6 protein-coding genes and 2 pseudogenes are annotated in these 8,422 nt (G+C 60.9%); 7 read left to right on the plus strand and 1 reads right to left on the minus strand.

The window, feature by feature from the left end; translation table 11 throughout:
- From AC1DUU_RS15635 to AC1DUU_RS15655, 5 genes and pseudogenes are all read left to right on the plus strand, one after another.
- A pseudogene (locus AC1DUU_RS15635) lies at positions 1–159 on the plus strand (sugar ABC transporter ATP-binding protein); the annotation flags it as partial.
- Entirely contained in the window at positions 156–1,418 is a 1,263-nt protein-coding gene (locus AC1DUU_RS15640; RefSeq protein WP_476784325.1) for a sugar ABC transporter permease, read from the plus strand. The pseudogene AC1DUU_RS15635 and the gene AC1DUU_RS15640, both read left to right, overlap by 4 nt.
- A 27-nt stretch (positions 1,419–1,445) precedes the next feature.
- Positions 1,446–2,174 (plus strand): SDR family oxidoreductase, encoded by a 729-nt coding sequence (locus AC1DUU_RS15645; RefSeq protein WP_476784326.1) that lies wholly within the window; start codon positions 1,446–1,448, stop codon positions 2,172–2,174.
- 59 nt (positions 2,175–2,233) lie between these two features.
- Positions 2,234–3,865, plus strand: a complete 1,632-nt coding sequence (locus AC1DUU_RS15650; RefSeq protein WP_476784327.1) for an FGGY-family carbohydrate kinase — start codon at positions 2,234–2,236, stop codon at positions 3,863–3,865.
- 99 nt (positions 3,866–3,964) lie between these two features.
- A pseudogene (locus AC1DUU_RS15655) lies at positions 3,965–4,818 on the plus strand (IS5 family transposase); the annotation flags it as partial.
- A gap of 311 nt (positions 4,819–5,129) precedes the next feature.
- Here AC1DUU_RS15655 and AC1DUU_RS15660 read toward each other — a convergent pair.
- On the minus strand, positions 5,130–6,149 hold the full coding sequence (locus tag AC1DUU_RS15660) for a LacI family DNA-binding transcriptional regulator (RefSeq protein WP_476784328.1): 1,020 nt from the start codon (positions 6,147–6,149) through the stop codon (positions 5,130–5,132).
- A gap of 279 nt (positions 6,150–6,428) precedes the next feature.
- On the opposite strand from AC1DUU_RS15660, the gene AC1DUU_RS15665 reads away from it, so the two are divergent.
- Both AC1DUU_RS15665 and AC1DUU_RS15670 read left to right on the plus strand, forming a co-directional pair.
- Positions 6,429–7,475 carry an ABC transporter substrate-binding protein gene (locus tag AC1DUU_RS15665; protein ID WP_476784329.1) on the plus strand — a complete coding sequence of 349 codons (1,047 nt, stop codon included), beginning with the start codon at positions 6,429–6,431 and terminating at the stop codon, positions 7,473–7,475.
- A 65-nt stretch (positions 7,476–7,540) separates the two neighbouring features.
- Positions 7,541–8,362 carry an ATP-binding cassette domain-containing protein gene (locus AC1DUU_RS15670; protein ID WP_476784330.1) on the plus strand — a complete coding sequence of 274 codons (822 nt, stop codon included), beginning with the start codon at positions 7,541–7,543 and terminating at the stop codon, positions 8,360–8,362.
- The last annotated feature ends 60 nt before the right edge of the window (positions 8,363–8,422 follow it).

The following is an 8,422-nucleotide window of genomic DNA, read 5'->3' on the forward strand; positions in this document are numbered from 1 at the left end:
GTCGTACTGCGGCTTGGACGGAACAACGGCGTGTTTTTGCCGGACGCTTCCAGCCAGGAACTCGTCGCCGCAATCACAGGCGCCACGGAAAATTCCGTCTCCAGACGTCTCGACCGCAAGGCCGGCCTGGTCAACGAAACAAGCGGGGGAGCCGCATGAGCCAGAACCTTTCAAACAACCTCTCCCAACCCGAACAGAAACTTGACCGCAGCGATGAACGCGTGCGCCGCGACGAGGGTATCTTTGGAATGATGCGCGGGTTCGCTGACCGCGTGCGCTCCGGCGACCTCGGAATGCTGCCGGTCGCCGTCGGGCTCATCGTCATTTCGGTCGTCTTTTCGGCTCTCAACCCAATTTTTCTTGCGCCCAACAACTTGGTGAACCTGCTCTTCGATTGCGCCACCGTCGGCGTCATCTCGCTCGGGATCATCTGTGTGTTGGTGCTTGGCGAGATCGACCTCTCCGTTGGCTCCATGAGCGGCCTGGCGTCCGCTATGGTGGGCGTGCTGTGGGTCAATATGGGTTGGCCCGTCGCCGGTGCGATTATCGCAGCCCTTGTCGTTGGCGCCTGCGTTGGGCTGCTTTACGCCACCCTCTACAACCGCCTCGGGATGCCGAGCTTTATTGCCACGCTCGCCGGCCTGCTGGCGTTGCTCGGCCTGCAGCTCTACATTCTCGGGCCGACTGGTTCGATCAACCTGCCCTATGCCTCGTCTCTCGTTCGCTTTGGCCAGATCCTCATCATGCCGGACTGGCTTTCGCATGGGCTAGCGCTGCTGCCAGGCATCGCGATGATCGCCAAGGGCATGCGCACCATGGGTCAGCGCCAGGCAGCCAACCTTTCAGCCCAGCCGCTCGGCACGCTTATCCTGAAAGCCATTATGCTGACCGTTGCGCTCGAACTGGCAGTCTTTTATCTCAACCTCGGCCGTGGCGTGCCATGGATGTTCGGCCTCTTCGTCGCTCTCGCCGTGATGCTCAACTACGCGCTGACGCGCACCCAGTGGGGCCGCTCGATGTTCGCCGTGGGCGGCAACAAAGAAGCCGCACGACGCTCTGGCATCAATGTGCGCAGGATATATATGAGCGCCTTCGTGCTCTGCTCCACGCTGGCAGCGCTGGGCGGTGTCCTTTCGGCCTCACGACTTGCCTCCTCGAGCCAGCAGGCCGGCACTGGCGACGTCAACCTCAATGCGATCGCGGCAGCTGTCATCGGCGGCACTAGCCTCTTCGGCGGACGCGGTAGCGCCTATTCGGCCCTGCTCGGGATTATCGTCATCCAAGCGATTTCAAATGGCTTGACGCTTTTGAATCTCAGCTCGTCGCTTCGCTACATGATTACCGGCGGCGTCCTGGCCATCGCGGTCATCGTCGACTCTCTGGCGCGGCGCTCTCGGGTCAGCCACGGCCGCGCCTGACCCAATATATCGAAATGGAGTTATAAAATGGCAGATCTCATGAAGGGCAAAGTCGCAGCCATCACAGGCGCTGCCTCCGGCATCGGGCTCGAATGCGCGCGTACACTTTTGGCCGAAGACGCAAAGGTCGTCCTTATCGACCGCGCACAGGACAAGCTGGTGCAGCTCTGTAAGGAATTGGGCCCGAACGCCTTGCCACTTGTCGTCGACCTGCTCAAGCCGGCCGAGGTGTCCGGCATGCTGCCGCGGATCATCAAGATCGCCGGCAAGCTTGATGTCTTCCACGCCAATGCCGGCGCCTATATCGGCGGTCCGGTTGCCGAAGGCGACCCGGATGCCTGGGACCGGGTTCTCAATCTCAATATCAACGCAGCCTTCCGCTCAGTGCATGCTGTGCTGCCCTACATGATCGAGCAGAAGTCCGGCGACATCCTCTTCACCAGTTCGATTGCCGGTGTCGTACCCGTTGTCTGGGAACCGATCTACACGGCCTCGAAATTCGCCGTTCAGGCCTTCGTCCACAGCACCCGGCGCCAGGTGGCCCAGCACGGCGTGCGCGTAGGCGCGGTGCTGCCAGGCCCGGTGGTCACGGCCCTGCTCGACGACTGGCCGAAGGAAAAAATGGACCAGGCGCTCGCCAATGGCAGCCTGATGCAGCCGAAGGAAGTGGCCGATGCGGTGCTCTTCATGCTGACGCGTCCGCGTAACGTCACGATACGCGATCTAGTGATCCTGCCAAACAGCGTCGATCTTTGAGTGTCGCAGACGAAGGTTGTTGCCTTCGCCGATCCAATTCTGATTGCAGGCGGTAGACCATGACCAACACTTCCTCCGCACGCCCCACGGGCGGCGAACGCTATCTTATCGGCGTTGATGTCGGGACCGGCAGCGCAAGGGCGGGCCTGTTCGACCTTACCGGCAACATGCTGGCATCGGCCAAGCGCGATATCACGCTCTGGCGCGAGGCTGGTTCAATCGTCGAACAGTCGAGCACCGAGATCTGGGCAGCCGTCTGCGCCTCGGTCCGCGAGGCGGTCGCCAACGCTGGCATCGATCCACAGACTGTCGTCAGTGTCGGGTTCGATGCGACCTGTTCGCTCGTTGTCCTCGGCAAGGATGGCAGTTCTCTGCCCGTGGGACCCTCAGAGGATCCGCAGCGCGACATCATCGTATGGATGGACCACCGCGCAGTACCCCAGGCGCAACGGATCAATGCGCAGGGCCATGAAGTCCTGCGCTATGTCGGCGGACGCATCTCGCCCGAGATGGAGACGCCGAAGCTGCTGTGGTTGCATGAAAACCGCCCCGAGGTCTTCGATGCCGCGTGGCAGTTCTTCGATCTTGCCGACTTCCTCACTTGGCGCGCGACGGGGGATCTTGCTCGCTCGACCWGCACGGTTACGTGCAAGTGGACCTACCTCGCACATGAGAAGCGCTGGGACTCGAGCTACTTCCGGCAGATCGGCCTCGGTGTGCTTGCGGACGAGGATTTCTCACGCATCGGCCAGGATGTGGTGGATCCGGGCTCAGCAGTCGGAAACGGTCTGACTAAGCGTGCGGCCCAAGAACTTGGTCTGCCTGCTGGCACTCCGGTGGGCGCAGGCATGATCGACGCTCATGCAGGCGGCATTGGAACAGTGGGAGTGGACGGCCTCCCACAGAGCAATCTCGGATACGTCTTTGGCACCTCGTCCTGCACGATGACCTCAACCGTAGCACCGGTGTTCGTGCCCGGTGTTTGGGGACCCTATTATTCGGCGATGGTCTCAGGCATGTGGCTGAACGAAGGCGGCCAATCCGCGGCCGGAGCTGCTATCGAGCAACTCCTGTCTTTCCATCCTGCGGCCGGCGAGGCACAGGAACTGGCGGAAACCGAGGGTGTCTCGCTTCCGGTCTTGCTCGCCGAGCTTGCCGCGAAGAAGGTTGCAAAGCTTTCCCAGGCGGTAGAATTGGCCGACGGCCTTCATGTCGTCCCGGAATTTCTCGGCAACCGTGCGCCCTTTGCCGATCCGCATGCCCGCGCTGTCGTTGCCGGCCTTGGCATGGAGCACGATATCGACAATCTCGTTTCACTCTACATCGCGGGACTGTGTGGTATCGGCTATGGATTGCGTCAGATCATCGACGTGCAGGCGTCATCCGGCGCGACGATCGAAAAGATCGTCATAAGCGGGGGTGCTGGCCAGCTCGACATTGTCCGCCAACTCCTTGCCGACACAACTGGAAAGCCGGTTCTGGCAACGCGCTCGGAAGAGCCTGTTCTGTTGGGAGCAGCCATTCTCGGGAGCGTGGCTGCCGGGGTGTTCGCTGACATCGGCTCTGCGATGACGAGCCTTTCGCGTACGGATGCCACCTATACCCCTGCTGATGGGAAAACTGCTAAGCAACATGCCCACAGATACACCGCCTTTCAGAAACTTCAGGCGGTCGCGCGGGAAATCCGTTAGCGCCTCGGAGTTGCTGCCACGACGCAGTATTGGTGCACGGATCGTTTAGCGGCGATGGCGTAGTCGAGGGGCGATTGAAATAGCCGGTTCGTCATCTTCATGCCCTTCAAACATTGTGCCTCCCGCCGCCATCGCATCGGCAAGATGAAGTTCCAGGTGACGAACTGSCGGGAATATGACGCAGGTCTTCGCCGACGAGGAAGCCTGACGCTCTGGCTCACGCCGGAAGCCTTGTCGTCTTGGCGAGCRCCGAAGCGGACGACCCGCGGCGGCCAGCCGCGCTACTCCGATCTGGCGATTGAAACTGCTCTGACGCTGGGCCTGGTGTTCGGCCTGCGGCTGCGTCAGGCGGAGGGCTTGCTGGCATCGGTGCTGCAGTTGATGGGGCTGGATCTCGCCGTCCCCGATCATACGACGCTGAGCCGTCGGACAAGCATCTCCCGAATGCCTGGTAGGCGGCAAGGTCGCCGGTTTCCAGGAGACGGACCCGTACATGTCCTCATCGACAGCACCGGCTCGAAATCTATGGCGCCGGGCAGTGGCTGGAGGAGAAGCACGGCGTCAGATCGCGGCGAAGCTGGCGAAAGCTGCATCTGGCGCTGGAAGCCGACAGCGGTGATATCATTGCTCACATCATGACCGATCAGGACACTGGAGATTCCTCGCAGGTGGAGCCGCTGCTCGACCAGATCGATGGAGAGATCGGCCAGTTCACAGCCGATGGCGCCTATGACAGCGAGCCAACCTACAAGGCCGTCGCCAACCATAGCGGCAGTGCAGCGATCGTCATACCGCCGCGTGCAAACGCAATCGAGCGGGCAGATACCGAACCTCTCAGCCAGCGGGACCGGCATATCGCGGCGATCAACATAGACGGCCGGATGAAATGGCAGGCTGCGACCAGCTACGGTAAGCGCTCGCTCGTTGAGACCGCGATCGGCCGCTACAAATCCTACGCATCCGATCAGGCATGCGTCGCGCAACTTCGATTGGCATAGTCCATCGCCGACGCGGGGGAAAAAGTAGTCGACAGTGCCCGCTCAAGCCATGTTCTGTCGTCCATTTTCGCCGTTTCCCGGCTAATCCCGCATATTCCCGGCAAAACCCTAGAACTGCCAACCGATCTTGCGCGTTACACTTTTATATCGAGCAGACAGATCACGTCGACTTCTGGCGCGTGCTACGTGGCATCCGAGACATTCAAGAGCGGCTCCAAGACTCGGCAGAGTGACGAGCATCGTGGGTCAGAGCCGAGTTGCTCGCTCTAACCAACCTTTTCCACGATCGGCGGAATTTGAACCGTTTTCACCTCAGAAGCGCCGGAATCGATGATCTCGAAGACCGCATCGAGCATTCCAGGAACATCTTGGCGAATCATTTCGATGTGATCGCCAAGCATCGCCACGAAGGGATCCCAATCGAAGCAGCCGAGCAGCGGCATACGGTCGGCGTACAGGCCTGACCCACGAAGCCAGCGCATGACTCCTTCGAGCGATATGGTCGAGTTCACGAACATGCCACGAGGCAGAGCACCCACGGTTTCGGCTAAGTGTTTCATGGCTTGCTCAGACTTCTCTGGCGCGTAACCCCACGTCAAGATGAGCCTTTCATCGACCTCGATGCCAGCTTCGGCGTGGGCTGTGCGGAAGCCCCGCACGCGCTCGGACGTATTGTGATCGTTTCCGCGCCCTCCGACAAACAGTAACGGGGTCATTTCGCCGAATTTCTTCTCGCTGTTCGCAAGCACCCGCCGCGTCAGCTCGAGCGCGCCGCCATAATTGTCCGAGATGACCGAAGGTGCTCGCGTACCTGGCAGGTCGAGGTTCACGGTACGAACGCCCGCAGCCGAGCACAGATCCACTACTCTGTCTGGATCGGTCGCACCGGTGGCGATCAGGCAGTCGACCTGATAGGACAACATGGCCCTTGCCGCTTCTATTTCCAGCGCAGGATCGCGGCGGGTACAAGTTACGATGGGAAACAACCCCCTGTCGCGCGCCATCGCCTCGAACCGCTCGACGATCGACCCGAAGTAGCGGTTGTCGTATTTTGGCACGATCATACCGATGATCTTCGAACGTTCCCGGCGCAGCACGCTTGCCTGCATATTCAGCGCATAGCCCTGCTCTTCGGCGAGCAGTGTGATCTTTTGCGCAAGCTGAGTGCTGATGCGCCGCTTCTTCCAGTTTCCGTTCAACACAGCACTCACAGCGCTTGCCGACGTGCCGGCCAGCTCGGCCAGATCGTAGATCGTCGTACGTTTTGTCAGCGTGCTTCGCTTCACGAATAAGGTCTCCACTTCCGAGCCACCTTGACATCAACGGAGATACGGAGCAATTCTGCTTCATCGATTGAGCAAGCTTGCGCAATCGATGTAGTTGCCAGCAAAGCTAAGCTGACTCGGGGAGGAGTCGGATCAGGAACCGGGACAATCGACGCGGCAGCGCAAGTTGCAACGCTCGATTTCGTGCGCCACGACGGCGAATGGCGCAGCGAGGCCTGAACTCTGACATTTCCTCCGGAAGCCTAGCTTGCGGGCCCAAATCATTGGTGGAGGAAACTTATGAAGACGCTTACTTATTTGCTTGCCTCGGCCGGCCTGGCCGTGACGCTCGRCAGCGCTGCGATGGCGCAGGAAGCTGCCACCGTTGCCTTTCTAATGCCGGACCAGGCCTCGACCCGCTACGAACAGCACGACTATCCAGGCTTCAAGGCCGAGATGGCTAAGCTTTGTCCGAGCTGCACGGTCATCTACCAGAACGCCAATGCCGACGTGGCCTTGCAGCAGCAGCAATTCAATTCCGTGATCGCCCAGGGCGCCAAGGTCATTGTTCTTGATCCGGTCGATTCCGCAGCAGCCGCGGCATTGGTCGAAATTGCCCATTCCCAGGACGTCAAGGTCATCGCATATGACCGTCCGATCCCCAGCAAGCCGGCGGACTACTACGTTTCCTTCGACAATGAAGGCATTGGCCGCGCCATCGCGCAGTCGCTTGTCGACCATCTGAAGGCTTCCGGCGTTCCAGACGGGGCAGGCGTGCTCCAAATCAACGGCTCGCCGACCGACGCTGCCGCCGGCCTCATTCGCGACGGCATCGATTCCGCCCTCGACGCATCGCCCTACAAGACACTTGCCGAATTCGACACGCCAGACTGGGCGCCGCCGAAGGCTCAAGAATGGGCTGCCGGCCAGATCACCCGCTTCGGCGACCAGATCAAGGGCATCGTTGCCGCCAACGACGGCACGGGCGGCGGTGCGATCGCAGCGCTGAAGGCAGCGGGCGCCAAGCCGGTCCCGCCGGTCACCGGCAACGACGCAACCATCGCCGCCCTGCAGCTGATCATTTCGGGCGACCAGTACAATACGATCTCGAAGCCTTCCGAAATCGTGGCGGCCGCAGCCGCCAATGTCGCCGTGAAGCTTTTGAAGGGCGAGACGCCCGAAGCGCCCAACAAGCTCTATGACACGCCCTCGCAGCTTTTTGTCCCGGCCGTCGTTACGGCTGAAAACATCAAGGCGGAGATTTTCGACAAGGGGATCAACAAGCCCGAAGAAATCTGCACCGGCGAATATGTTGAAGGTTGCCGCAAACTCGGCATCATCAACTGACGCTGCAAATTCGTGCCCGGCCGCGCTTGGCGTGGCCGGGTGCTTTCGGTCGAGAGGTCAAGGCCATGACAGCTAACATCCAGAGTATCCCCGCCAAGGGCGAGCCAGTGCTGCGGCTGCGCGGCATCTCCAAGAACTTTGGCGCAGTATCCGCGCTCACCGACATCGAGCTCGACATCAATGCCGGCGAGGTCGTGGCGCTCGTGGGCGACAACGGCGCTGGCAAGTCGACGCTTGTCAAAATTCTCGCCGGTGTGCACCAGGCGACATCAGGCACCATCGAATTCTGCGGACAAGGGGTGGTCCTCGACAGTCCCGGCACCGCACTTGGCCTTGGTATTGCGACTGTGTTCCAGGACCTGGCCTTGTGCGAAAACCTTGATGTCGTAGCCAACCTGTTTCTCGGCCATGAGATGTCGCCATGGAATCTGGACGAGGTCGCCATGGAAGTCCGCGCCTGGAGGCTCCTGCGCGAACTCGCCGCGCGAATTCCCTCTGTTCGCGAGCCCATCGCGTCCCTGTCGGGTGGCCAGCGCCAGACGGTCGCGGTGGCGCGCTCGCTTCTGCTCAACCCCAAGGTGATCATGCTCGACGAGCCCACGGCGGCGCTTGGCGTCGCTCAGACCGCCGAGGTGCTCAACCTGATCGAACGCGTCCGCGAGCGCGGCCTCGGTGTCATCATCATCAGCCACAACATGGAAGATGTGCGCGCCGTAGCTGACCGCATCGTCGTACTGCGGCTTGGACGGAACAACGGCGTGTTTTTGCCGGACGCTTCCAGCCAGGAACTCGTCGCCGCAATCACAGGCGCCACGGAAAATTCCGTCTCCAGACGTCTCGACCGCAAGGCCGGCCTGGTCAACGAAACAAGCGGGGGAGCCGCATGAGCCAGAACCTTTCAAACAACCTCTCCCAACCCGAACAGAAACTTGACCGCAGCGATGAAC

This window comes from Aminobacter sp. P4_H6_2 (genome assembly GCF_056400805.1).